Source organism: Geobacter sp. SVR, from assembly GCF_016865365.1.
Classification (GTDB): Bacteria; Desulfobacterota; Desulfuromonadia; order Geobacterales; family Pseudopelobacteraceae; genus Pelotalea.
Genome location: NZ_AP024469.1, coordinates 2,194,368 through 2,217,123 on the forward strand (window position 1 = coordinate 2,194,368; position 22,756 = coordinate 2,217,123).

Sequence of the window (22,756 nt, forward strand, 5' to 3'; positions counted from 1 at the left end):
GCCGGGCAGAGCGACCGCCCGCAGATTTGCAGTGTGATGGATGCATATGCACCCTAAGATAAAAGTTCTCATTGTGGACGACTCGGCCCTGGTCCGGCAGGCCCTGACCGAAATCCTCTCGTCGGATGCCCGGATCGAGGTCATGGCCGCTGCACCTGATCCGTTCGTTGCCGCCGAGAAGATCCGGACCTGCGTTCCGGACGTGATCACGCTGGATGTGGAGATGCCCCGCATGGATGGCCTCACTTTCCTGCAGAAGATCATGTCGCAACATCCGATTCCGGTGGTGATGTGCTCGACCCTGACCGGGGCAGGCAGCGAATCCGCGCTGAAGGCCCTTGAATATGGTGCCGTCGACATCATCGTCAAGCCCAAGCTCGGTACCAGGCAGTTCATCGAGGAATCCCGGGTCAGTATCTGCGACACCGTCAGGGCCGCTGCCATGACCAAAGGCAGGATCAGGCCGGTGCACAGGCGTGAAATTTCACCCAAACTCACGGCCGATGTCATCATTGAAAAACCGAGCAGCAAGGCAATGATCCAGACAACGGAAAAGGTGGTTGTCGTGGGGGCATCGACCGGCGGGACCGAAGCGTTGAAGTTGTTTCTGGAAATGCTGCCCGAGGATGCGCCCGGCACCGTGATCGTGCAGCATATGCCGGAACATTTTACGGCCGCCTTTGCCAGGCGATTGGACGGTCTCTGCCGTGTGAGCGTCAAGGAAGCTGCCGACAATGACTCTGTTGTCCGCGGCCGGGTACTCATCGCTCCGGGTAACCATCATGTTTTGCTCAAGCGCAGCGGAGCCAGGTATTATACGGAGATAAAAGAGGGGCCGCTCGTATCGCGGCATCGCCCCTCGGTGGATGTACTCTTCCGCTCCGCCGCCCGCTATGCGGGCAAGAATGCGGTTGGCGTCATCATGACGGGCATGGGGGACGACGGCGCCCGCGGCATGAAGGAAATGTTCGATGCCGGCGCCATTACTCTTGCGCAGGACGAAGCGAGTTGTGTAGTCTATGGAATGCCGCACGAGGCGGTCAAACTGGGAGGGGTCCATAAGATTATGCCCTTGCAGGATATTGCCGCCGAAGTATTGCGCTGCTGTTGCTGAAATCCCCTGAACTCGCGACGCCGGAGCGCGTTCCCTTGATTCCACCGGGAGAATGATGAAAGACTCGCAGGATAAATTCTTTATCGGTCGCCAGCCGATTCTGGACCGCAAGCAGGAGATCGTGGGGTTCGAACTCCTGTTCCGGTCGGCGGACGTGAATTTTGCCGAATTCCAGAGCTACTCCCATGCCAGCGCCAGTGTGATTACCGGTGCGCTGGCGACCTTCGGCATGCAGGAGGTACTGGGGGGAAAGCTCGGTTTCATCAACGTTCACCTCGGCCTGCTTCTTTCCGAGATGCTGGAGTTGTTGCCGGTCGACCGGATCGTTCTCGAACTCCTGGAAATCATCGAGCTGGACGACGAAGTGGTCAAGCGCTGCCGCGAGCTCAAGAAGCTCGGGTTCAGGCTCGCCCTGGACGACCACAGCTATTGCCCCGAGTATGAAGAGATCTATGGCATCGTCGATATCGTCAAGATCGACATTCTGCAGACCTCCCTGAAAGAACTGCCCGAGATCGTGAGCAAGCTGCGCCGCTGGCCGGTGCAGATCCTTGCCGAAAAGGTCGAAACCGTGCAGCAGTTCGAAGCCTGCTTCGAGATGGGATTCGACCTGTTCCAGGGCTACTTCTTCGAGCGCCCGGTAGTCCTGAACAAACGGCGCATCGATGCATCCTCCATCGCCATGCTGAAGCTCCTGCAGCAGCTCACCCTGGAAGCTACGCTGGCCGAGATAGAGCAGACTTTCAAGGAGAACCCGGGTCTTTCCTATAACCTGCTGCACTTGGTCAATTCGGTGTTTATGGGGATGCGGGAAAAGATAAAGACGCTGCGTCATGCCATCGTAATGCTCGGCACCAGTCACTTGCGGCGATGGATCCAACTTTCGCTTTTTGCGGGGAACGACTCGCGGGGGATCAATCATCCCCTCCTGGAGATGGCGGCGGTGCGCGGGCGCCTGCTGGAGATACTCGTGATGCAGAAAGGCTTTCCGGTCGAGTATGCCGAGGCTGCTTTCATGACCGGCATTCTGTCGCTTCTGGATGTGTTGTTCGAGATGCCAATGCAGGAGTTGGTCGAGAGCCTGAATCTGACGGACGAGGTTGGCAATGCCCTGCTGCGGCGAAAAGGGCCTTTGGGGGGATTGCTGGACCTGGTTGAGAAGGTGGAAGTCACCGATTTCAGGGCCGTGACACCGCTGCTCGTACGCTGCCAGGTAACGCTCGACCAGTTGGTGGCTGCCCAGTTGGAGGCCTTCAGCTGGCGTGCAAAGGTGCTGGCCGGCTGGACTTTGGCAGAATGATCCTGTAAATCCCGCTCCATTTCCCCCTCCGCTTCCCGACTTTTCCTGCCTTGACACCCCCAGGCTTTTGATGTAGCTTAACACGTCCTACCGCAGGACGATCTGTTGGTTCTATGAGAATGCTTCTTCACTCTCTTCACAGGTAATTATCCACATGGACATCACTGCAGTAATCCCCGCCCGGTACGCTTCGACGCGTTTCCCGGGCAAGGCACTGGCGGAAATCGCCGGTAAGCCGATGATCCAGCACGTGTACGAGCGTGCCTGTTCTGCTTCCCTGGTCAGCAGGGTCATTGTTGCCACGGACGATCAGCGCATTCAGCAGGTGGTAACCGACTTTGGCGGATTGTGTCTGATGACGCGGCCGGACCACGAAACCGGCACCGACCGGCTGGCTGAAGTCGCACAAGGGCTGAATGCCGACATCATCGTCAATGTTCAGGGGGATGAGCCGCTGATCGCCCCGGAAATGATCGAGCAGGCCATCCGTCCGTTTCTGGACGACAGCACCCTGCGCATGAGCACGCTCAAGACCCGCATCAAATGTCTGCATGATTTTTTGAGTCCCAACGTTGTCAAGGTCGTCACCGACCAGCAGGGGGATGCGCTGTATTTCTCACGTTCTCCGCTGCCGTTTTTCCGGGACAAGTGGCAGGACCTGAAGGACGAATCTTTTGCCAGCGGAAAACTGCTCTGCTACAAACACGTCGGCCTGTACGTCTATCGCCGTGACTTTCTGATCGAATTCGCGGCCATGAAGCCGACCTTCCTGGAAATATCGGAGAAGCTGGAACAGTTGCGCGCCGTAGAAAACGGGGTGCGCATACGCGTGGTAGAGACGGAATTCGAATCCATCGGCGTCGATACTCCCGATGACCTGGTCAAGGCCAGGGAACGCTTCAAGGCAGGTTTTTAAAATTTTTTCGCAACAGGAGCAGTCAGCATGAAAACCAAATTCATCTTCATCACCGGCGGAGTCGTATCCTCCATCGGAAAAGGGCTGGCGGCCGCATCGCTGGGAGCGCTGCTGGAGGCGCGCGGACTGCGGGTCACCATGCAGAAGCTCGACCCCTACATAAACGTCGATCCGGGGACCATGTCCCCCTTCCAGCACGGCGAGGTTTTCGTAACCGACGACGGAGCCGAAACAGACCTCGACCTGGGGCATTACGAGCGCTACACCAGTGCCCGGCTTTCCAAGAAAAGCAACTTCACCACCGGACAGGTCTACTTCTCGGTTATCGACAAGGAGCGCCGCGGCGATTACCTGGGGGGGACCGTCCAGGTGATTCCCCACATCACCGATGAAATGAAGTCCAAGATCATCGATAACGCCAAGGGGGCAGACGTCGCTATCATCGAAGTCGGCGGCACTGTAGGCGACATCGAATCGCTCCCTTTCCTTGAGGCTATCCGTCAGTTCCGTCACGATCTGGGCGCCGGCAACACCCTTTATATCCATGTCACACTGGTACCGTACATCCGTTCGGCCAGCGAACTGAAGACGAAGCCGACTCAGCATTCGGTCATGGAGCTGCGCAAGATCGGCATTCAGCCAGATATCCTGCTGTGCCGCTGCGAGCGCGAGCTGCCGCATGAGATGAAGAAGAAGATCTCCCTGTTCTGCAATGTCGAGGAGGAAGATGTCATCCCCTGTGTGGATTCCGAGCACATCTATGCGGTGCCCCTGGCATTGAACAAGGAAAAACTCGACGACCGCGTAGTAGAAAAACTCAACATCTGGACCAAGGCGCCCGACCTGACCCAGTGGCAGGACGTGGTGGAAACGCTGCGCCATCCCAGCCATGGCGAGGTGCGCATCGCAGTGGTCGGCAAATACGTCAATCTGACCGAATCCTACAAATCCCTGGCTGAAGCCCTGACCCACGGCGGCATTGCCAACGATTGCCGCGTCTACCTGAAGTATATCGATTCCGAAAAGATGGAACGGGACGGCATCGACGGCCATCTGGACGATGTCGATGGCGTGCTCGTGCCGGGCGGCTTCGGAGAGCGGGGCACCGAGGGAAAAATCAAGGCGATCGAGTATGCCCGCACCAACAAGATTCCGTTCTTCGGCATCTGTCTCGGCATGCAGATGGCAGTGGTGGAGTTCGCCCGCAACGTGTGCGGCCTGAAAGAAGCCTGCTCCAGCGAGTTCAAACCTGACGGCGCCGCTCCGCTGATCCACCTGATGGAAGAACAGAAAAGCGTCAGCAAGAAGGGGGGCACCATGCGCTTGGGAGCAAACCCCTGCTCGCTCACCAAAGGGACCGTGGCGTACGAGGCATACAACAGCACCGAAATTTCGGAGCGCCATCGCCACCGTTACGAATTCAACAACAAGTATCGCGAACTGCTGACCGGCAACGGGCTTGTCCTGTCGGGCGTTTACAAGGACAAGGATCTGGTCGAGGTGGTCGAGATCAGCGATCATCCCTGGTTCCTGGGATGCCAGTTCCATCCTGAATTCAAGTCCAAGCCGCTGGTTCCCCATCCATTGTTCAAGGCCTTCATCGGTGCGGCTCTGACGCATCGCAACACGAGGTAAACCGTGACCCGCGAGATTGTAATCGGAAATGCGAAGATTGGCGGAAACCGCCCCCTGGCACTGATTGCCGGGCCCTGCGTGATAGAATCGGAAGAGGCCACCCTGAGGCATGCCGAACGGCTGATGGCCATCTGCAACGGCGTGTCCATGCCGCTGATCTTCAAGGCGTCCTATGACAAGGCCAACCGTACCTCCATCGGGGCCTTCCGGGGCCCCGGCCTGCACGAAGGGCTGCGGATCCTGGCCCGGGTCAAGGAGTCCCTGGGGCTGCCGGTACTCTCAGATATCCACTCCATTGAGCAGGTCGCTCCTGCCGCGCAGGTGCTGGATGTGCTGCAGATCCCCGCTTTTCTCTGCCGCCAGACCGACCTGCTGGTGGCGGCCGCCAACAGCGGACGGGTCGTGAATGTCAAGAAGGGGCAGTTCCTGGCCCCTTGGGATATGAAGAATGTGGCTGGCAAATTGGCTGCTTCGGGCAATGAGAACATCATCCTCACCGAGCGCGGCGTATCGTTCGGCTATAACAACCTGGTGGTGGACATGCGCAGCTTCCCGGTCATGCGCTCCAGCGGCTATCCGGTGGTGTTCGACGCAACCCACAGCGTGCAGTTGCCCGGTGGCCAGGGGGCAAGCTCCGGCGGGCAGCGCGAATATGTAGAATACCTTTCGCGGGCTGCGGTGGCCACCGGCATTGACGGTATCTTCATGGAGGTGCACGAAAATCCGGAGCAGGCTCTGTGCGATGGCCCCAATTCGATCGCGCTGGACGATCTGCCGGCGCTGCTCAAGACTCTCAAGGCCATCGATGCTGCCATCAAATGATTCCATCTCCGCACAGCAGGGGCACCCCTGAAAAAACGGGACATCGTCTTCACGGCGATGTCCCGTTTTGTTTTGTATGCCCTGCACGCTTCAGTGCCTGCCGCATTCTGGTATAATGCTATCGGCTGCATAATGGGTTTTTTCGCATCCCACCCGTGACTTCTAGGGGTTCAGCAGATATCTCGAAAACGGTAAACCGGCATGAAGAAGAAACCTGACAATTCTGCGGCTGCCATACTGTCCCGACGCCTGGACTCGCTGCTCGACGCCAGGAAGGCCTGCCTGAAACACGACGATCTCGAAACCGTGCATGATCTCCGTGTGGCCACGCGCCGGATGCGTGCCGCTCTGCAGCTGTTCGAGCCATTTTCGCCCGAGCCTGTCAGGGAGATCTACCTGCCGGTCCGGGAACTGACCCGGGAAATAGGACAACTTCGCAATCTGGACGAGGCTTTGCTCTTTTTTCTGGATGAGATCGGCCTGCCGGGAGAGGGGAAGGAGTGTCCGGATCTTGTGAAAAGGCTGCGGGCACAGCGCATGCAGGAAGCGGCCCGAGTGCGGAAACAGCTGAAGGGACTGGGTCTGGCTGCGCTGAAGCACGACCTGGAACTGGTCGCTGCCCGGTTGCCGCTTCCGGAATCCTGCAATGGTGGTTCCCGCAAAGGCGCGACCTCTTTGGCGGGGTTTCTTTCGCAGTCGGGCGTCGCCCTTTTTGAGGACATTCATCACCTGTTGCCGATGTCGGTCATGGCCGAGGCTGTCGAGGTCCGCCACAGGCTGAGAATTGCGATCAAGCGCTGGCGGTATTTCCTGGAGATCGTGGCAGAGTTGACCCGGATCGATTATGCCACTGTTCTGGAAACGCTGAAGGAATACCAGACCCTGTTGGGCCGGCTCAATGACCTGTCGGTATTTGCCGCGCTTGTCCGGGAAGGGGGGCTCGACAGCCGTGAACAGTCCAGGTTCGACAGCGTCAAAGACGGTTGGAGCACCCGGCTTTTTGAAGATTTCCAGGAATTGCTGGAGCGGAAGCCGCTTCGGTACGTATTCCTCTACCAGTGAGGCCCGAGATGAAAAAGACACGGCTGGCAGCCATAGATATAGGTACCAACTCGATCCGCTGTATCGTGGTGGAAGTCGATCAGCAGGGCAGGTTCACGGTGCTGGATGACGAAAAGGCCACGGTCCGCCTGGGGGAGAATCTGGGCAGGAGCGGGGCTATTTCGCCTGCGGCCTGCGGCCGGGCCGTGGAAGCTATCTCCCGCATGCGCATGCTGATCGACGGATTCAAGGTCAGCGAGGTGGAAGCCATTGCCACCAGCGCCATCAGGAACGCCTCCAACGGACGCGACTTGGTGGAAGAACTGAGCCGCCTGCTGGGCCGGGAGATAAAGGTCATCTCCGGCCAGGAGGAGGCGGAACTGGCAGCCATTTCGGCCCTGCACAATTTCGAGATGAGCGGCAAACGCTACGTCATGATCGATATCGGCGGCGGCAGTGTCGAGCTGGTGACGGCGCTGGGAAGCCACATCGAGGAGTGTTTTTCCGTGGATCTGGGGGCGGTGCTGATGACGGAGCAATTCTTCACCAGCGACCCGATCAGGAGCAGCGATTACCAGAAATTCCGGCGGCATGTCAGAACCGTGCTCAAGAAGACCTTCAGCGGCGAGAAGATCAGCGCCCAGAACATAATCGGCTCCGGCGGGACCATCACCTCGCTGGGGAACATGGTCATGAGCATGCGCCGCCAGACTTTTTCCTCGGTGCACGGCTACGAAGTGCTGCGGTCCGAGGTGGTGCATCTGCTGGCAATGCTGATGCGCAAGGATCTCAAGGCCAGAAGGAGCCTGCCGGGGCTCAATCCGGACCGTGCCGACATCATTGTGGCAGGCTGCGCCGTGGTGGACGAGCTGATGCGCTTTTTCGGCGCCAACCAGCTCAGGGTCAACGAGCGCGGTATCCGCGAGGGGCTGATCATCAGGACCATCAAGCGGCTGGGACTGATACCGGACAGTACCCCGGCGCGCACGTGGCGCGATTCGGTGCTGGAATTCGCCAGGTCCTGCCATTACGATGAACCGCATTCGCGGCACGTGGCTTCATTGTCCCTGGCGATCTTCGATCGGCTGGCACAGGAGAACGGCCTGAAAAAGACCGAGCGCAGGCTGCTGGAGGCAGCTGCCCTGCTGCACGACAGCGGCTATTTCATCGGTTACACCAGCCACCACAAGCATTCCTATCACCTGATCCGTCATGCCGAACTGTTCGGACTGACCCCGCGCGAGCGTGAGATCATCGCCCAGGTTGCCCGCTATCACCGCAAGGCCCTGCCAAAGAAAAAACACCTCGAATTCAGTAAGCTCAGTGAAAAAGACCAGCTCATTGTCAGCCGTCTGGGGGGCATTCTGCGGCTGGCCGACGGTCTGGACCGCCGCCGGAGCGGCCTGGTCGAGGTGGTGGATCTGAGCCGGTGCGGCAGCACTTACACCTTCAGATTGTCGGGTACTGAGGATATTACGGTTGAGATCTTCGGAGGCAATGCCAAACGTGACCTTTTCGAAAAGGCCTTCGGCGGAGCGGTGGTCTTTGTCACCGGCTGAAGAGACAGGGGGGCAGCAAAATTGAAAAGGCTGAAATGGGGTGCCATTTCAGCCTTTTTTGCGTCTGTTGTTCGAGCCTTGCTTCAGGTTATTGTTTTGTGGCCAGCTCCAGCCGGGCAAGATATTCCAAGGCTTCCTGATCGTTCGTGCCGCACATCTCCGCCGCAGGTTGCAGACTGAGGCAGACTGCCGGGCGTTCCGCCCGGCCGAACAGCCAGCAACGGTTGTCCGGGCTCAACTGGACGCAACGCATGCCGGCCGGTTTGCCGCTGCTCATGCCCGGGATCGCCGACGAGATCGACGGGGCGATGCAGCAGGCGGCACAGCCGACGCGGCAATTCATGGTGCAACTATTCTGATAACGTTGTTGTTGCTGTCCGACACGTACAGGTTGGTGCCGTCGGTGGTGATGCCGGTCGGGCTGTAAAAAATTCCGAGACCACTGTCGCTATAGCCATTCGTGCCTTTCGTGCCGGCGATCGTCACGACTTCGCCGGACGCCTTGTCGATCCTGCGGATGGTGTTGCCGGCGGATGCGCCGCCGATCAGATTGCCGTCCGTCACATACAGGAAGGTCCCGTCCGTGGTGATGCCGTTGGGTTGCGTGAAGGTCGCCACATTTTTTGCGCCATCCTGTTCGCCGACATGGCCGGCAAGGCCCGTGAGAGTTGTAACGATGCCCGTGGCAATTTCGATTTTGCGGATAGTGCTGTTGTTGAAGTCCGCGACAAAGAGATAGGAACCATCGGTGGTGATGTGGGACGGCAGGTTGAAACGGGCGCTGGAACTGGTGCCATCCGCGTACCCCGCAGTGTGTGGAGAACCCGCTAGGGTGCTGACCGTATAGTTGGATGCCGATACGGATGTTGCGGTCGGAAGTACGATCTTGCGAATGGTGTGGTTGAAGGTGTCGGCCACATAGAGATTGGTGCCGTCGCTGGTAATGCCGCCGGGCGATGCAAAGGTTGCCACGTCGCCGGTGCCGTCCGTTGTTCCGGCGCTCCTGGTGGTCCCGGCTATGGTTATGACCGCATGATTAGAAGTTTTGATTTCGATCCTGCGGATGTCGTTGCTTCCGGAATCGGTGACGTAAAGATAATCGCCGTTGACGGTTATTCCTGTGGGATAACTGAACTGAGCCTGAAGCCCCGTGTTCGAGTCGCCATATCCGGCTTGTCCGATCTTGCTGCCGGCGATGGTCTCCGTTTCAAGGGTGACGATGTTTATCCGGCGGATGCAGTGGTTGTTGTAGTCGGCTACGTAGAGGTAAGTCCTGTCGGTTGTGATGCCGACCGGGTGGTTGAATTTGACGGGACCTTCGGATGTGTCGGACAATCCCGTATTTGGAGGCGGAACTGTTGAGTTGGGCGGGACGGTGCCTATCGTTGCAAGGGTGGAAGAGTTATTAGCGAACGCAAGTGTGGTTCCCTGGATTGCCCCCCCTAGCTGAAGCTTATTGCTGTCGGGAATACCGTCAAGATAGGCTTGCGCGGTGCTCTGGTCAAAGAAGAACCGGGTGACGGTACTGGTGGTGTTGCCAGTAGGATTTTTTTCCGAAACTAGCCAGTAGGTATCACTCCTTTGTATCAGAAAGAAATGGTGAGTCGGTGTCCCGTCCTCGCTGAGGACCAGGCTTCCGTTCAAAAGCTGCCAACTGCCGGTCTTACCTTGGGGGATATTATCCCAGGTCGCGCTGCCGGTGCCGTCTCCAGACAATTGGTAGGCGGTATAGCTATGGCTGGTCGCGGATGTGCTGTATAATGTTTTACCGCTGAGGTCGGCGTTTGTGAAACTGACGGTGGAAGTAAAAGTTGCATTGCTCGTGTTCGATCCGCCGCAACCGGCAAGCAAGCCCATAAACAGTAGCGCAAATACGGCCGTTAAACATCTTTGCATGTAGCCCCCCTTGTTCTTCTTCCGGGCCTGCCCGGAAATTCGCCTACTATACACGCTTCACCGGCCTATTCCAATACTTTTGCCGCTGCCGACAATGTCGTCGTGTCTTGAAAAGCATTGGAAACTGCTGCAAACTTGGTAGAAGCGACGTATTTAGGTAACCCATACTGCCTTGTATGACACGGTGGGCATGGTGCTGCGAGATCGGATATGACTTCATCGGCTGATAGACACGGACATGGATCGGTAGCCGGATTGCGCGTGGTGGCGTTGCTCGAAGGGGCCAAGGGTGTATTGGTCCTGCTGGCGGGGTTCGGGTTGTTGGCGCTGGTCCACCAGGACCTTCATCAGGCTGCGGTGGAGCTGGTACGGCATATCCATCTCAATCCGGCGCGGCACTATCCGACGGTTTTCATCGACCTGGCCGGACGTGTAACGGATGGGCAACTCTGGGCAGCGGCCTTTGCGGCCATGAGCTATGCCGTTATTCGTTTTGCAGAAGCGGTCGGCCTGTGGCTGCAGCGCCGCTGGGCCGAGTGGTTCGGAGTCCTGACCGGCGGAATGTATATCCCCATCGAGATCTACGAGGTGTTCCGCAAGGTGAGCTGGCCCAAGCTGACCGTACTGATCGTCAATGTGGCAATCGTCCTTTATCTGCTGCTGGTGCTGGCGTTGACCCGAGACCGCTGAAGCGGATCAGGGACAAGTTTCCGCGGCTGAAGGCATCCTGAACCGATGCACTGTCCACAGTTTCGGTCCGCAGGATGGGCACGGAGTTTGCGGAACCTAAATGAAAATGCCTGTGTAAAGCGGTTGACGTCTTTCCCATTCATCTGTATAAACAAAAAAAACTTCTATTTCCCAGAAGGAAGGGTGGAATGATGGACAGACACCGTGCAGGTGCTATCCTCAAGGAATTGCAGCTCAAAACAACTCCCAAAAGGGTGGAGGTAATGCGCCTTCTGGCGGCGGAACCCTCCTTCCTGTCGGCCGATGATGTCTGGCAGCGCCTCAAGTCGTCTTTTACCCATATCGGGCTTCCAACGGTCTACCGCATCCTGGACGAGCTGACCGGGGCAGGCGTCATCACCCGCATCTTCCTTCCGGACCGCAAGCAGTATTATTTTCTCTGCACCAACCAGGAGCATCATCACCATTTCGTGTGCGAATCGTGCCGCCGGGTGGAGGATGTGGAGCAGGAGCAATGCGGACTGGATGGGCTCGCACGTGAGATTAGCCGGCGTTCCGGTGCCCGCGTTACCTCCCATATACTTCAGATCAACGGCGTGTGCGGAACCTGCCTGAAAGAAGGAGCAGCGGTATGAAGAAAACTTCCGCTAAAAGAGAAAGCAGCCGCATGTATCCGGTTGCCGGACTGTTGCTGTGCGTGGCCCTTCTGCTGATCGTCGCATCCGGCTGCTCCCGCAGGGAGTCCGCCGAACCGGCGGGAGCGCCCGGCCGGCTGAGGGTCGTGACAACCCTTTTCCCGCTCTACGATTTTGCCAGGACCATTGCCGGCGATAAAGCCGAGGTAAAACTGCTGCTGCCACCGGGCGTTGAGCCGCACAGTTTCGAGCCCCGGCCTGACGACGTGGTGCGCATTGCCAAATCCGGACTGTTCATCTACACCAACCCTTACATGGAGCCGTGGGCCGCGACGGTGCTCAAGAGTGTCGACCAGCAGAAGCTGAGGGTTGTGGATGCCGGCGCCAACGTGAGCTACCTGAAGGCCTCCGGGGAAGCAGAAGCTGAACATGAACGGGACGGACACGCACACGTAGGTTCGCTGGACCCCCATGTCTGGCTCGATTTCGAAAACGCCCGCAAGATGGTTGACACAATACTGGCGGGTTTCGAGGTTGCGGACCCTGCCAATGCGGTTTATTACCGGCAGAATGCCACCGGGCTGAAGGAACGCCTGGCCGACCTCGACAAACGATACCTCGCTGGCCTGGCGAACTGCGCCACCAGGACCTTCCTGCATGGCGGCCATTTTACCTTCGGCTATCTCGCCCATCGCTACGGACTTCGGTATTCCGCCCTCAGCGGCCTTTCGTCCGAGTCGGAACCATCCGGAGCGAGAATGTCCGCCATGGTGCAGCAGATCAGGAAAGCGGGGGTACATTACCTGTTTGCCGAAGAGCTGCTTTCGCCGCGCATGAGCGAAACCCTGGCCGCCGAAGCGGGGGTACAGGTGCTCAAGCTGCATGGCGTCCATAATCTGGGGCGGGAGGAGTTTCAGCGCGGAGCGACCTTCATCGGACTGATGGATGAAAACCTCGTCAATCTGCAAAAGGGGCTGGGATGTCGAGTGCAGTAGTCGCCACGGAAGGGCTCAGTTGCAGCTACCGTATCGGCCGGGTGCTGGAGGATATATCTTTCACGGTCGCTGCCGGGGACTATGTGGGTATCGTGGGGCCTAACGGTTCCGGGAAGAGTACCCTGGTGCGCGCCCTGATGGGGTTCTGCGCGGTAAGCGAGGGCAAGGCATCACTGTTCGGCATGCCGTGCGGACGCTTCACCCAATGGGGCAGGATCGGCTATCTGCCTCAGACCCTGGGCGTGTTCAATCCTGTTTTCCCTGCCACAGTGGCTGAGACGGTCAGTCTCGGCCTGTTGTCGCTCAAACGCTTTCCGCGCAGGTTGTCGCGGGCCGACCGGGAAAAGGTGGCCGACACATTGGAGGAACTGGGTGTGCATGACCTGCATGACAAACTGATCGGCGAGCTCTCCGGCGGGCAGCAGCAGCGGGTCATGTTGGCCAGGGCGCTGGTGAACGCCCCGGAACTGCTCATTTTGGACGAACCCACGGCGGCCTTGGACCCTGAAACCAGGGAACGTTTCTACCGCATCATTGGCGATCTGAACCGTAACAAAGGGGTTACCGTGCTGCTGGTGACTCACGATACCGGAACAATCGGCGGGCATGCCTCGAAGATGCTGTACCTGGACAAGCGGCTACTATTTTACGGAGGGTTCGACGAGTTCTGCCAGTCGCCTGCCATGTCGGACCTCTTCGGAGAGCATTCCCAGCACCTGATGTGCCACCGTCATTGAATATGAGTCTGACAGAGATCCTATCATACGGTTTTATCCAGCGTGCGCTTCTGGCAGGGACGCTGATCGCCCTGCTGTGCTCGGTGCTGGGGGTGTTTCTCGTGCTGAGAAGACTGTCCCTGATCGGCGACGGCCTTGCCCATGTCACCTTTGGCAGCACCGCCATCGCCCTGGCAATGAAACTTTATTCAGCCTCCTCGCTCCTGGTGTCTCTTCCCGTGGTGCTGCTCTCGTCGCTGGGTATCCTCAAGCTGACTGAAAAGGCGCGTCTGAACGGCGATGCGGCCATCGGCATCGTCTCGGCCCTGGGGATTTCCGCCGGGATCATACTGGCAAGCGTGGGGGGAGGGTACAACGTCGATCTGCTGAGCTATCTGTTCGGCAACATTCTTTCCATCAGCCGGGCCGAGGTCTTTATCGCTGCGGGATTGTCCTGCATGGTAATGGTGCTGTTGTCGCTTTTTTACCATGAACTCCTGGCGATTACCTTCAGCGAGGAACTGGCCGCCACATCCGGCATACGCTCCAACGTCATCAACGCCGTACTGGTCCTTTTGACCGCGCTTTCGGTGGTGCTGGCCATGAAGCTGGTCGGCATCATGTTGATCTCATCGCTGCTGATCCTGCCAGCCGCTTCGGCCCTGCAACTGGCCCGCAGCTTCAGGGCCTGTCTGCTGCTGGCCGCCCTCCAGGGATGCTGCTCGGTGGTGGCCGGCATCTTCGTCTCGTTCGTCACCAATCTTCCCACCAGCGCCACGGTGGTCATGATCAATCTCGTCTGCTTCGGAAGCGCGTTTCTGGCCCGGCGACTGCTGAGCCCTGCCGGGAGCAATTGACTCCGTCCCATCCCGCAACGATGACACTCAACATCCGGCCTGCAGAAGAAAGCCTCTGCCTTCTCCCCTTGGAGTTCTTCAGGGCAGGTGGCGTCCTCTGCGCCGATCCGTCTGCGCAGCGCCCCTCCGGGGCATAACGGCGATGCAGCGGATCAGGCAGGTTTCAGGGGAACAGGTCAGCCTCCCGGAAGAGGCGTCCCTGGCTGTCTTTGGCCGACAGGGAGGGAGTTCCCTGCAAAGGCCATTCGATGGCCAGGTCCGGGTCGTTCCATGCGATGCAGCGCTCGTGTTCCGGAAACCAGAAGTCGGTGGTAAGGTACAGGAATTCGGCATATTCGGACGTGACGCAGAAACCATGGGCAAAGCCGGGTGGCACCCACAGTTGGCGCTTGTTCTCGGCCGAAAGAAACGCCCCGAACCATTGGCCGAAGGTCGGAGAACTGCGGCGGATATCCACGGCCACATCGAATACCTCGCCCAAAATTACCCTCACCAGTTTGCCTTGGGGATGCTGGATCTGGTAATGCAGTCCGCGCAGAACCCCGCCGGCCGAACGTGAGTGGTTGTGCTGCACGAAATCCACATCCAGGCCGGTGGCTGCCTGCAATGATTTCCGGTTATAACTCTCGAAAAAGAACCCGCGCTCGTCGCCGAATACCTTCGGTTCGATGATGAGCACATCGGGTATGGTGGTCGGGGTGATGTTCATTGCAGGAAACTTCCCTTTGAATTTTTTCTCTGGCTGTTCCGGTGCCATTGTGGAGCAATGCCGGGTAAAAAACCGGGCTGCAGCCATTTCGACGTCCCAGAGCCCGTTCCCTGAAAAGCTGCCGCAGCAAACCGGGCAACGGCACTGACGGACCGGACCCCGAAAGAGTCCCACTTTTCTAGCAAATAAGAGCCGAATGCCGCAAGAGATTCTTTTCGGCTAAATACAGACCAGAGTTGGATTTTTGAAAAAAGCGGAGTATATTAGTTACCATGATTAAATCGACTATTCTTACCAACGGTGTCAGGGTCATCACCCATCGCGTCGAGCATATGCATACCGTTTCCATTGGCATCTGGGTGGCCAACGGTACCCGTCATGAGTCCCTCGAACACAACGGCATCGCCCACTTCATCGAACACCTTCTCTTCAAAGGAACGGCCCGGCGCACGGCCCGGCAGATCTCACTGGAGATCGATTCCATGGGGGGCATTCTCAACGCCTTTACCGGGCACGAATACGTCTGTTACTACGCCAAGGTCCTGGCAAAATTTCTCCCCCGCGTCACTGATCTCCTGACGGACATATTTCTCGCCTCAACCTTCCCGGCAGAGGAGCTGGAGCGGGAACGCAAGGTGATCCTGCAGGAAATCAAGATGCGTGACGATCTGCCTGACGAATACATTCACGACCGCTTCCATCAGAGCTTCTGGAACGGTCATCCGCTGGGGCTGTCGATCCTCGGCAGCGAGGAGACCGTAGGGGGCATGTCCCGCCAGGACATCATGGACTACAAGGAGAGCCGCTACCGCCCGGAAGACATCATCATCTCGGCTGCAGGCAATATCGGGCATGAGGAACTGGTCGGGCTGATGGAAAGGGCCTTTTCCACCGTGACTTCGAACTGGTCGCCCCAGGAGCATGACTTTGTGCAGCCGTGCGGCCGCCAGGTCAATCTCTGTCAGCGCGACCTGGAGCAGACACTGATCTGCCTGGGGACGCGCGGGCTTTCACAGGACCATCCCGACCGGTTCGCCCTGTTCCTGCTCAACACCATATTGGGTGGCGGCATGAGTTCGCGGCTGTTCCAAGAGGTGCGCGAGAAGAAGGGGTTGGCCTATTCGGTCTACTCATATGTCATTTCCCATGCTGATACCGGCTCGCTGGTCGTGCATGCCGGAACCGAAAAAGAGCATTGTCGGGAAACCATCGCCATTGCACTGGAAGAGATGGGACGCCTCAAGCGGGAGCCCGTTCCGCACGATGAACTCGATTCGGCCCGGGAACAGCTGAAGGGCAAACTGCTCATGTCTCTGGAAAGCAGCGACAGCCTGATGACACGCCTGGCGAAAAACGAGATCTACCTGAAGCGGCACCAGTCGGTGGAGGAAATTCTGGCCGGATTCGACAAGGTGACCTCAGAGGACATTCAGCGCTTGGGAAGCGAGTTGTTCGATGGAGAGTGCCTCAACCTGGAAGTGATGGGCAAAACCGATGAGATGGGCCTGACGGTCGACATTCTGCAGCTCTGATCGGACTGCGGCGCCGTCTGCGGACAAGCGGCAACTGGATCGCAAAGCCTCCCCTGGCAGAACCGGGGGAGGCTTTGCTTTTCACCCCCGCCCGGTATGACCGAACCCTCCTGCGCCCCGGGCGCTCTCCTGGCTGAATTCCTCCACCACCTCCAGGGCAACCTGGGTCACCGGCACGAACATCATCTGGCAGACGCGTTCGCCTGGCTCGATCGTGTAGGGTTGGTGTCCGCGGTTGTGAATGCCTATTCCGATCTCCCCCTGATAATCGGAATCGATCACGCCGACGGTATTGGCCAAGACAATGCCGTGCTTGATGCCAAGGCCCGAACGGGGCACCAGGAGCGCCACCAGCCCTGGATCGTGAATGCTGATGGCTATGCCGCTGGGGATCATACAGGTCTCTCCCGGCTGCAGGGTGTGCGGTTCGCTCAGGCAGGCGCGCAGGTCCATGGCAGCCGCCCCACCGGTGGCGTAGGTTGGAAGCGGAATCTGCGTACCCACCAGCGGGTTCATGATTTTGGTTTCAATTTTATGCCTGTTCATGTAGATTTCCATAGTTGCGGTGGCGGTGAGTGATGCCGCGACAGAGTAACAAAGAACTGTGAAATTGACACCCGAAATCTGGATCGAAGAAGGAATCGGTGGGGAGGCTGCACTGAAAATTCTCCGGTCCGGTCGGAAGGAACTGAATGAGAGATCCGCGCATTGTCCAATTCGCCGAGGTGCTTGTCGATTATTCCACTCGCGTCAAAAAAGGAGATGTGGTCCTGATCAACGCCGCCGGGCTGGAAGCGGCGCCCCTGGTGAAGGAACTCCATGCGCTCTGCCTGAAACGCGGCGCCCGGTATGTCGAGTACACATTTTCCGTTCCGGAGATCGACCGCACTTTCTACAATCTGGCCACAAAGCAGCAACTGGCCTATTTCCCGCAGCATAAGCTGGACTTCTTCAAAACGGTGACCGTGTACATCGGCATCGCTGCCGGCAATAACTCCATGGTGATGGCCAATGCCCGCCAGGATGCCATGGTGGCCTACCAGAAGGTCGTCAAGCCCCTGATCGACCAGCGCGTCAAGCATACCCGCTGGGTTGTCACCCGCTTTCCGACCCACGCCGCTGCCCAGGAAGCCAGGATGAGCCTGGATGAGTACGAGGACTATCTCTTTTCCGCCTGCTGCATCGACTGGGTGAAAGAGTCACGCAAGCAGGACAAGCTCAAGAAGCTGATGGACAGGACCGATCAGGTCCGCATTGTGGCGCCCGATACCGACCTGCGCTTCAGCATCGCCGGCCTGCCGGGCATCAAGTGCGACGGTCGCCTCAACATGCCGGACGGCGAGGTGTTCTCGGCACCGGTGAAGGATTCGGTTCAGGGCCATATCACCTACAACTGTCCCAGCATTTATCAGGGCAAGGAATTCAATGCCGTCCATTTCAAATTCAAGGATGGCAGGATTGTCGAAGCCACAGCCGACGGCGGGATGACCGGTCCGCTCAACAAGATTCTCGATACCGATGCCGGCGCCCGTTACATCGGCGAATTCTCTCTGGGGATCAATCCCGGTATCCGTCAGCCGATGCGCAACATCCTGTTCGACGAGAAGATCTTCGGCTCGATCCACTTCACTCCCGGCGAGGCCTACGATGAATGCGACAACGGCAACCGTTCCGCAGTCCATTGGGACCTGGTCAGGCTGTTGACCGATGGGGGCGAGATCTGGTTCGACGGTGTCCTGATACAGAAAAACGGCCTGTTTGTGCACAAAGACCTGCTGGAGCTGAATCCGCTGTAAAGAGACCGATACATGACCGATCAGAAAAATCCGATAATTGAATTCGAGCACGACGATTTCGAGTTTGCCTCCATGGAGGAAGAACTCCAGGTTGACGAACGCTGCCAATCGCTGCTCTACAGCTTCTACCAGTACCTTCAGGCCAGTGGCATGGCCCCGGAGGCAGCCTCGGAACTGGCCTTCAGCGCCGACTATTACCTGCGGGATTACCTGCTCGACTTTGCCCGGCAGAACGTGATGCGCCCCAAGCCAGGCATTGTCAGGCTCTTTGCGGCCACCTGGTTCGTGACCCATACTCTCGACCCGGAAATGAAGGTGCTCGAACGTCATCTGGAGGCGATTCGCCAATTCTACCGCTTTCTGCACGGCCAGCATTTCATCTCGGTCGAGGAATTGGCCGGTATCGAGCACGAGGCGGCGCAGTTGGACTATTACCGCCAGCGCATCGAAAGTTTCCTGGCGATCCATGGTGACGGTTATTTCGCCTGGGAGGCCGAGTGTCCGCTGCAGGCCGATTTCCTGAAACAGGATGTGCAAAACCATGGCTAAGACATCCAAGCAGATGACAGTGACGATCCTGGACCAGGAGCATGTCAGGAAAGACTGGTTTTTCGACTTTGCCGGAGAACCCTTCGAGCTCTTCTTCAGCGGCTTGGCCAAGGAAATGCGGAAGATGGGGGTGCTCCTGCAGAAGGTCCACAACCAGGACGTCCGGATCACCGTCAACAGTTACGCCGACCTCCTGAACGCGGTCAAGATTTCCTCTCCCGAAGACGGCCACACCAACCAGTGCGTCGGGCATATCGTCGGCAAGAGCGAAAAGCTGGATATCATGGATGATATCCGCACGGCTGTGCGCCGCGTTGCGTTTGCCCCGGAAACCATAGCCCCGGCCAGCGAATTCAGAAAGGTATGCCACAACTGTGGTTGCGGGTGTTGAGCCGGTATGAACGTCTCTACCGATAAATTCGATGCCCTGGTGGAAAAGATCGAACGTCTCATCGATCGGCTGGCGCCCGATACAGCCGTTTCCCCTGATTTCGACAACTGCTTCGCTTTTCGCTGGGAAGGCTCGGGAGAAACGGGGGGACTCATTGGGGTTGCCAACCCCCATCTCTACGACCTGAACGATCTGGTGGGGGTCGATGACATCCGCGACGAAGTGGTCCGCAATACGGCCCAATTCGTCGCTGGAGTGCCGGCCAACAATGTACTGCTGTGGGGCGAGCGGGGCTGCGGTAAATCGTCGCTGGTCAAGGGGCTGTTGAAACCTTTTGCCCCCGGCGGCTTGCGGATCGTGGAGCTGAAACGTTGGGACATCATGTCGCTGCCCCGGATCGTTTCGCAGTTGAGAGGCGTTCCCCGCTACTTCATCCTCTTTTGCGACGACCTCTCTTTTGACGAAGGGGAGGGGGATTTCCGGGCCCTGAAGACGCTGCTGGATGGCGATATCGAAGAACGCCCGGCCAACGTCCTGATCTATGCCACCTCAAATCGCCGTCACCTGATGCCTGAGCTGACGCGCGATACCCGTGGAGACAGCGAAATCCATCCCGAGGAGGCGGAGGGGGAAAAACTGGCCCTGTCCGACCGCTTCGGCCTCTCTTTCGGCTTTTACCGTTTGAGCCAGGACGAATATCTCTCCATTGTCCGGCATTACGCCGAACGGCGAAACCTTCCATTGACAGATGAAGAACTGTGCGATAAGGCCTTGATGTGGTCGCTGGATAGTGCCAGGCGAAGCGGCCGCTCCGCGCGGCAGTTCATCGATGACCTGGAAGGCCGGCTCCGCGTGCGGGAGCTGAACCTGTCCGTTGATTCACGCGGAACTGTCCGTTCTCCAACGGCGAAGAAGAAATCGCTGTAAACCCCTGCGCCATTTTCCGAAGGAGACAGTACGCATGTCCACTGCCATCATACCGGAAACCGTCAGGAAGCTGCTGGCCTCCCAACCCATCGAGCTGCCCATTTTCCATCCGGTGGCCCTCAAGCTGCAACAGATGCTGTCCACCTGCGATTTTACCATCGACGAAGTTGCCCTGGTCGCCAATGAAGACATGGCCCTGGCCAGCCAGATGCTCAAGATGGCCAACTCCCCCATGTACATGGGGCGCACCCGGGTCGCCACCATCAAGGAAGCGGTCATCCGCCTGGGGGCCCAATCCGTCACCAATATCGCCCTGGCAGCCTCTCAGGCGACTGCGCATGCTTCCGGCAATCCAGCCCTTGACCGGTACATGAAGGCTCTTTGGCAGCACAGCCACGGCTGCGCCCTTGGCGCCCGCTGGGTTGCCCTGAATTGCGGAATGCGCGGCACTGCCGATGAGAATTACCTGGCAGCGCTCTTGCACGATGTCGGAAAGCTCTACCTTCTCAAGTCGATCGAGCGTCTGGTGGATGCCGGGGTTATCAGTTCCCTGTTCGACGATGAACTGATAATGGAGATTTTCGAAGCCATGCATGTTGAACAGGGATTGCGGCTGGTACAGCACTGGAATTTCCCCGGCATGTACTGCGACGTCATTATGTCGCATCACGCCGAGGAATGGGATGCGGCAAACAGGATGCTGGCCATGGTCCGTTTCGTCAATCTGGCCTGCCGCAGAATGGGCCTGGGGCTCAAACATGAGCCGGGGCTGGCGCTGATTGAAACGCAGGAAGCACGGATCCTGGGCATCGGCGAGTTTCAGATTGCCGAGTTGCTGGAGCTGCTGGAAGAAAGCAGGGATGCGGAAGTATAGTTTCAGGTAGGCTGATGCCTGTCGGCAATGTGGGTTGGATTTTGTCAGACTTCAAATCGTTCATACAGCTTCTGCGGCCGCGTCAATGGCTGAAGAACCTGATGCTGTACTTCCCCCCGTTTCTGGGGGGAACTCTGCTACAGCCCGGAACGGCTTTCCGCGGAATACTTCCCTTTGTCGCGTTCAGCATGGTTTCGAGCGCAACCTACATCGTCAACGATACCTTTGATTATCGCAACGACCGCCATCATCCGGAAAAATGCAAGCGCCCGCTGCCTTCGGGCCGTGTTTCGATCCCGGCCGCGCTTGTATTGGCGGCATGCCTCGCCTCAGGCGGCATCGGCCTGGCCAGTCTGTCATACTCTCCCGCCTTTCTGATCATCCTCTGTCTCTATCTCGGCATTTCAGTGGCGTATTCGTTCCGGCTGAAGGACATTCCGCTGGTCGACATCTTCTGCATCTCTGCCGGTTTTCTGCTGAGGCTCGAAGCGGGAGGCGCCGTTTTCGGCCTCGCCATCTCGCAATGGCTGTTTCTGAGCGTGTTTCTGCTCTCGATTTTTCTCAGTTCCGGCAAGCGTATTGCCGAGAAGCAGAAGTTGGCCGGCGGCGCTGTACTGCATCGCAAGGCGTTGGATGGATATCCTGCTGGACTACTGGATGCGATCATGCAGATGAGCGGCGGGGCTGTGCTGGTCACGTACACCATGTATGCCATTTCCCGTCATTCCTCTCTTTTGGTGTACACCGTCCCCTTGTGCTGCTTCGGCTTGTTCAGGTACTTGCTGCGCATCCGGAGAGGGGAGGGGGGAGACCCGACCGAGTCCCTGACAAAGGATGTCCCCTTGTTTCTCGTGGGTCTGATCTGGGCTATCATGGTGGGATGGGGGATTTACGGCCGATGAGAGATGCCTTTCTGCGCACGCTGTACCGTCTGTTCCCGTTCGATTTGCGTGGCGACTGCCCGGTGCCTCCATCGCGTGAGGGAATACGGATTTCCTGCATTATCAATTTTTACGGCCGTCTCGATCTTTTGAACGGCATCCTTCATTCCCTTGCCCAGCAGCAGTATGACAGAGAGCTCTTTGAAGTCGTGCTGGTCGAGGATCGTAATGGAACCGAAGCCGGACGACACCTTGCGAAAGATTTTAGCTCCTCACTGCAAACGGTCTATCTGCCGCTGGACAAGAATTTCGGGAACATGGGCTATTCAAGGAACTATGGTCTGCGTCATTCCCGGGGCGAGATAGTTCTTTTTCTCGACGACGACACGGTCCTGCTGCAGCAAGATTTTCTTGAAGTACTCGATGATGAATTCAGACGTAAACCAAGGGCAGACGCGATAATTCCTCATGGTCACGCCAGCTTTGCCTTGATCGAGGGGCAGTATGACCATCATGATCCCTACTTCATGACCAGTCGTTGTACTGCGTATCGACGGCAGGTCCTTGCGGAGCTGGGAGGATTTGTGTCGCACTTCGTGGGTCAGGAGGATGTGGAGTTCGTTGTCAGGTTTCTGCTGGCGGGTAAAATTTCCATCTGTGCAGCTGGCTTGAATTACTTTCATCCCCCCTTGTTGGTCCCCAATTTTCGCAAGCCCAAAGCTGTAGGCCACTCCTTCTATCGCCTGAAAGCGCGTTATCCGGTCTTGCTGTGGCTGCTGGTCCTGATCAATTGTTCACGCCATGCGCCGCTGTATCTCCTGCCTGCCAGGCGCTGCCGGGAGATGGGACGGTTTGGGATCGGGTTTCTGGCGGGGGTGCTTGTTTCGCTTTTCAAAAAAGAAGGGTTTCACTACAATTAAC

General features: G+C 57.9%; 24 protein-coding genes. 20 read left to right on the plus strand and 4 right to left on the minus strand.

Annotation, left to right across the window (positions count from 1 at the left end; translation table 11 throughout):
* Positions 1-46 precede the first annotated feature (46 nt).
* The 7 genes from GSVR_RS10160 (at position 47) to GSVR_RS10190 (ending at position 8,387) form a co-directional block, all read left to right on the plus strand.
* On the plus strand, positions 47-1,114 hold the full coding sequence (locus GSVR_RS10160) for a chemotaxis response regulator protein-glutamate methylesterase (protein ID WP_173199585.1): 1,068 nt from the start codon (positions 47-49) through the stop codon (positions 1,112-1,114).
* A gap of 52 nt (positions 1,115-1,166) precedes the next feature.
* Positions 1,167-2,414, plus strand: a complete 1,248-nt coding sequence (locus GSVR_RS10165) for an EAL and HDOD domain-containing protein (protein WP_305040949.1) — start codon at positions 1,167-1,169, stop codon at positions 2,412-2,414.
* 154 nt (positions 2,415-2,568) lie between these two features.
* Entirely contained in the window at positions 2,569-3,330 is a 762-nt protein-coding gene (gene kdsB, locus GSVR_RS10170) for a 3-deoxy-manno-octulosonate cytidylyltransferase (RefSeq protein ID WP_173199583.1), read from the plus strand.
* Positions 3,331-3,357: 27 nt separating this feature from the next.
* Positions 3,358-4,965 (plus strand): CTP synthase, encoded by a 1,608-nt coding sequence (locus GSVR_RS10175; protein WP_173199581.1) that lies wholly within the window; start codon positions 3,358-3,360, stop codon positions 4,963-4,965.
* A gap of 3 nt (positions 4,966-4,968) precedes the next feature.
* Entirely contained in the window at positions 4,969-5,787 is an 819-nt protein-coding gene (kdsA, locus tag GSVR_RS10180) for a 3-deoxy-8-phosphooctulonate synthase (protein ID WP_173199579.1), read from the plus strand.
* 201 nt (positions 5,788-5,988) lie between these two features.
* Positions 5,989-6,849 (plus strand): CHAD domain-containing protein, encoded by an 861-nt coding sequence (locus tag GSVR_RS10185; RefSeq protein WP_173199577.1) that lies wholly within the window; start codon positions 5,989-5,991, stop codon positions 6,847-6,849.
* Between the two features lie 8 nt (positions 6,850-6,857).
* Entirely contained in the window at positions 6,858-8,387 is a 1,530-nt protein-coding gene (locus tag GSVR_RS10190) for a Ppx/GppA phosphatase family protein (protein ID WP_173199575.1), read from the plus strand.
* Positions 8,388-8,475: 88 nt separating this feature from the next.
* Here the strand turns inward: GSVR_RS10190 and GSVR_RS10195 are convergent, their stop codons facing one another.
* Both GSVR_RS10195 and GSVR_RS10200 read right to left on the minus strand, forming a co-directional pair.
* The gene (locus tag GSVR_RS10195; RefSeq protein WP_173199574.1) at positions 8,476-8,730 is read right to left on the minus strand and encodes a YkgJ family cysteine cluster protein; all 255 of its coding nucleotides are present in this window, start codon (positions 8,728-8,730) and stop codon (positions 8,476-8,478) included.
* Positions 8,727-10,283 carry a hypothetical protein gene (locus GSVR_RS10200; protein ID WP_173199572.1) on the minus strand — a complete coding sequence of 519 codons (1,557 nt, stop codon included), beginning with the start codon at positions 10,281-10,283 and terminating at the stop codon, positions 8,727-8,729. Before GSVR_RS10200 ends, GSVR_RS10195 begins: the two co-directional genes overlap by 4 nt.
* A 210-nt stretch (positions 10,284-10,493) precedes the next feature.
* Between GSVR_RS10200 and GSVR_RS10205 the strand changes: the two genes are divergently transcribed.
* From GSVR_RS10205 to GSVR_RS10225, 5 genes are all read left to right on the plus strand, one after another.
* A complete protein-coding gene (locus tag GSVR_RS10205) occupies positions 10,494-10,973 on the plus strand; it encodes a DUF2127 domain-containing protein (protein WP_173199570.1) in 480 nt (159 codons plus the stop codon).
* Between the two features lie 188 nt (positions 10,974-11,161).
* Positions 11,162-11,608 (plus strand): Fur family transcriptional regulator, encoded by a 447-nt coding sequence (locus GSVR_RS10210; protein WP_239077512.1) that lies wholly within the window; start codon positions 11,162-11,164, stop codon positions 11,606-11,608.
* Positions 11,605-12,603 carry a metal ABC transporter solute-binding protein, Zn/Mn family gene (locus GSVR_RS10215; protein ID WP_239077513.1) on the plus strand — a complete coding sequence of 333 codons (999 nt, stop codon included), beginning with the start codon at positions 11,605-11,607 and terminating at the stop codon, positions 12,601-12,603. The genes GSVR_RS10210 and GSVR_RS10215 overlap by 4 nt, the downstream gene beginning before the upstream one ends.
* Positions 12,588-13,340 carry a metal ABC transporter ATP-binding protein gene (locus GSVR_RS10220; protein ID WP_173199568.1) on the plus strand — a complete coding sequence of 251 codons (753 nt, stop codon included), beginning with the start codon at positions 12,588-12,590 and terminating at the stop codon, positions 13,338-13,340. The genes GSVR_RS10215 and GSVR_RS10220 overlap by 16 nt, the downstream gene beginning before the upstream one ends.
* A gap of 2 nt (positions 13,341-13,342) precedes the next feature.
* Positions 13,343-14,176 carry a metal ABC transporter permease gene (locus tag GSVR_RS10225; RefSeq protein ID WP_173199567.1) on the plus strand — a complete coding sequence of 278 codons (834 nt, stop codon included), beginning with the start codon at positions 13,343-13,345 and terminating at the stop codon, positions 14,174-14,176.
* Between the two features lie 163 nt (positions 14,177-14,339).
* On the opposite strand, the gene rfbC is transcribed toward GSVR_RS10225, so the two are convergent.
* Entirely contained in the window at positions 14,340-14,885 is a 546-nt protein-coding gene (rfbC, locus tag GSVR_RS10230) for a dTDP-4-dehydrorhamnose 3,5-epimerase (protein WP_173199565.1), read from the minus strand.
* Between the two features lie 272 nt (positions 14,886-15,157).
* Here rfbC and GSVR_RS10235 point away from each other — a divergent pair, with 272 nt between their 5' ends.
* On the plus strand, positions 15,158-16,417 hold the full coding sequence (locus GSVR_RS10235; protein WP_173199563.1) for a pitrilysin family protein: 1,260 nt from the start codon (positions 15,158-15,160) through the stop codon (positions 16,415-16,417).
* 81 nt (positions 16,418-16,498) lie between these two features.
* Here GSVR_RS10235 and dut read toward each other — a convergent pair whose 3' ends face one another.
* Complete coding sequence (dut, locus tag GSVR_RS10240) at positions 16,499-16,963, minus strand: dUTP diphosphatase (protein WP_173199561.1); 465 nt, start codon at positions 16,961-16,963, stop codon at positions 16,499-16,501.
* A gap of 146 nt (positions 16,964-17,109) precedes the next feature.
* Here dut and GSVR_RS10245 point away from each other — a divergent pair, with 146 nt between their 5' ends.
* The 7 genes from GSVR_RS10245 to GSVR_RS10275 are packed head-to-tail and all read left to right on the plus strand — an operon-like array spanning position 17,110 to position 22,755.
* Positions 17,110-18,213 (plus strand): aminopeptidase, encoded by a 1,104-nt coding sequence (locus GSVR_RS10245; protein WP_173199559.1) that lies wholly within the window; start codon positions 17,110-17,112, stop codon positions 18,211-18,213.
* Positions 18,214-18,225: 12 nt separating this feature from the next.
* Positions 18,226-18,762, plus strand: a complete 537-nt coding sequence (locus GSVR_RS10250; RefSeq protein ID WP_173199557.1) for a hypothetical protein — start codon at positions 18,226-18,228, stop codon at positions 18,760-18,762.
* Positions 18,755-19,153 (plus strand): hypothetical protein, encoded by a 399-nt coding sequence (locus tag GSVR_RS10255; protein WP_173199555.1) that lies wholly within the window; start codon positions 18,755-18,757, stop codon positions 19,151-19,153. The genes GSVR_RS10250 and GSVR_RS10255 overlap by 8 nt, the downstream gene beginning before the upstream one ends.
* 6 nt (positions 19,154-19,159) lie before the next feature.
* On the plus strand, positions 19,160-20,080 hold the full coding sequence (locus tag GSVR_RS10260; RefSeq protein ID WP_173199553.1) for an ATP-binding protein: 921 nt from the start codon (positions 19,160-19,162) through the stop codon (positions 20,078-20,080).
* 34 nt (positions 20,081-20,114) lie between these two features.
* Positions 20,115-20,954: an HDOD domain-containing protein gene (locus GSVR_RS10265; RefSeq protein ID WP_173199551.1), complete on the plus strand. Its 840-nt coding sequence runs from the start codon at positions 20,115-20,117 to the stop codon at positions 20,952-20,954.
* A 14-nt stretch (positions 20,955-20,968) separates the two neighbouring features.
* Positions 20,969-21,856: a decaprenyl-phosphate phosphoribosyltransferase gene (locus tag GSVR_RS10270; protein ID WP_173199550.1), complete on the plus strand. Its 888-nt coding sequence runs from the start codon at positions 20,969-20,971 to the stop codon at positions 21,854-21,856.
* Positions 21,853-22,755, plus strand: coding sequence for a glycosyltransferase family A protein (locus tag GSVR_RS10275; protein ID WP_173199548.1), 903 nt, complete (start codon positions 21,853-21,855; stop codon positions 22,753-22,755). The genes GSVR_RS10270 and GSVR_RS10275 overlap by 4 nt, the downstream gene beginning before the upstream one ends.
* The last annotated feature ends 1 nt before the right edge of the window (position 22,756 follow it).

Bases quoted from the DNA above. Each gene is read 5' to 3' on its own strand.
- GSVR_RS10255 (WP_173199555.1), top strand. From the start codon at position 18,755: ATGGCTAAGACATCCAAGCAGATGACAGTGACGATCCTGGACCAGGAG.
- GSVR_RS10205 (WP_173199570.1), top strand. From the start codon at position 10,494: ATGACTTCATCGGCTGATAGACACGGACATGGATCGGTAGCCGGATTG.
- GSVR_RS10235 (WP_173199563.1), top strand. From the start codon at position 15,158: ATGATTAAATCGACTATTCTTACCAACGGTGTCAGGGTCATCACCCAT.
- GSVR_RS10270 (WP_173199550.1), top strand. From the start codon at position 20,969: ATGCCTGTCGGCAATGTGGGTTGGATTTTGTCAGACTTCAAATCGTTC.
- GSVR_RS10210 (WP_239077512.1), top strand. From the start codon at position 11,162: ATGATGGACAGACACCGTGCAGGTGCTATCCTCAAGGAATTGCAGCTC.
- GSVR_RS10225 (WP_173199567.1), top strand. From the start codon at position 13,343: ATGAGTCTGACAGAGATCCTATCATACGGTTTTATCCAGCGTGCGCTT.
- GSVR_RS10200 (WP_173199572.1), bottom strand. From the start codon at position 10,283: ATGCAAAGATGTTTAACGGCCGTATTTGCGCTACTGTTTATGGGCTTG.
- GSVR_RS10260 (WP_173199553.1), top strand. From the start codon at position 19,160: ATGAACGTCTCTACCGATAAATTCGATGCCCTGGTGGAAAAGATCGAA.
- GSVR_RS10160 (WP_173199585.1), top strand. From the start codon at position 47: ATGCACCCTAAGATAAAAGTTCTCATTGTGGACGACTCGGCCCTGGTC.
- GSVR_RS10265 (WP_173199551.1), top strand. From the start codon at position 20,115: ATGTCCACTGCCATCATACCGGAAACCGTCAGGAAGCTGCTGGCCTCC.
- GSVR_RS10220 (WP_173199568.1), top strand. From the start codon at position 12,588: ATGTCGAGTGCAGTAGTCGCCACGGAAGGGCTCAGTTGCAGCTACCGT.
- GSVR_RS10245 (WP_173199559.1), top strand. From the start codon at position 17,110: ATGAGAGATCCGCGCATTGTCCAATTCGCCGAGGTGCTTGTCGATTAT.
- GSVR_RS10250 (WP_173199557.1), top strand. From the start codon at position 18,226: ATGACCGATCAGAAAAATCCGATAATTGAATTCGAGCACGACGATTTC.
- GSVR_RS10165 (WP_305040949.1), top strand. From the start codon at position 1,167: ATGATGAAAGACTCGCAGGATAAATTCTTTATCGGTCGCCAGCCGATT.
- dut (WP_173199561.1), bottom strand. From the start codon at position 16,963: ATGAACAGGCATAAAATTGAAACCAAAATCATGAACCCGCTGGTGGGT.
- GSVR_RS10215 (WP_239077513.1), top strand. From the start codon at position 11,605: ATGAAGAAAACTTCCGCTAAAAGAGAAAGCAGCCGCATGTATCCGGTT.
- GSVR_RS10275 (WP_173199548.1), top strand. From the start codon at position 21,853: ATGAGAGATGCCTTTCTGCGCACGCTGTACCGTCTGTTCCCGTTCGAT.
- GSVR_RS10185 (WP_173199577.1), top strand. From the start codon at position 5,989: ATGAAGAAGAAACCTGACAATTCTGCGGCTGCCATACTGTCCCGACGC.
- rfbC (WP_173199565.1), bottom strand. From the start codon at position 14,885: ATGAACATCACCCCGACCACCATACCCGATGTGCTCATCATCGAACCG.
- kdsB (WP_173199583.1), top strand. From the start codon at position 2,569: ATGGACATCACTGCAGTAATCCCCGCCCGGTACGCTTCGACGCGTTTC.
- GSVR_RS10195 (WP_173199574.1), bottom strand. From the start codon at position 8,730: ATGAATTGCCGCGTCGGCTGTGCCGCCTGCTGCATCGCCCCGTCGATC.
- GSVR_RS10175 (WP_173199581.1), top strand. From the start codon at position 3,358: ATGAAAACCAAATTCATCTTCATCACCGGCGGAGTCGTATCCTCCATC.
- GSVR_RS10190 (WP_173199575.1), top strand. From the start codon at position 6,858: ATGAAAAAGACACGGCTGGCAGCCATAGATATAGGTACCAACTCGATC.